Origin of the sequence: Vibrio olivae, assembly GCF_042428525.1 — a bacterium.
Classification (GTDB): Bacteria; Pseudomonadota; Gammaproteobacteria; order Enterobacterales; family Vibrionaceae; genus Vibrio; species Vibrio olivae.
The window spans coordinates 1-628 of sequence record NZ_JBHMEP010000082.1 but is presented as its reverse complement, the minus strand read 5'-3'; the positions used below and the strand labels follow the sequence as shown (position 1 = coordinate 628).

General features: G+C 47.6%; 1 protein-coding gene. It reads left to right on the top strand.

What is annotated here, in order from left to right; genetic code table 11:
- Window positions 1-62: 62 nt before the first annotated feature.
- On the top strand, window positions 63-628 hold a 566-nt coding region (locus ACFFUV_RS23595; protein WP_390198418.1), incomplete at its 3' end, for a hypothetical protein.

Below are 628 nucleotides of genomic sequence, written 5' to 3'. Positions count from 1 at the left end.
TGTCATTAGTAGCAACAAGATTGCAGAATTGGCGGATTGAAAACCCGGAATTAGATCGTAATATGACCCGCCCGTGTGAGTATGGCGCATTGGATTTTTTCATTGAGCAAACCAACGCCCCGTCCTCAATCATTAACCCCAATTTGCGTGACCGTGCGTTTGCGTCCATTGGTAACACGGTACAAGTACCCGTTATCAATTACGACGGCGATGTACAGGTTAGCAATGTCCGTTCGTGCGTTATCGCTGACGATGAGAATACGTCCGCATTGGTAACGGTTGTTTGGGCGACTTATGCCATTGGCTTTACAATGGTTCCCGCCGCCTACATGAACAACGAAATTTCCTATGAACACGACTTTTTGCGCAAAATGGAAAAGACGTGCCGGGCTTTGGCGGACAAATTGGACGTCGGAGCCGTTGCCGCATTGGAAGCAAACAAAACACAGGTGTTCAAAACGTTGCTTAATTACACGGAGTCGGGCAATGTGGTACAGGTTCCAACCCAAATGGCGACCGAGATTTTGGGCGATATTAACCCGATTATGCGGGCTAACTGTTACCCGGAATATATCCATATTATCGCCAACGCCGGGGTTGATAGCCTTATACGTAAACTTGCACAACA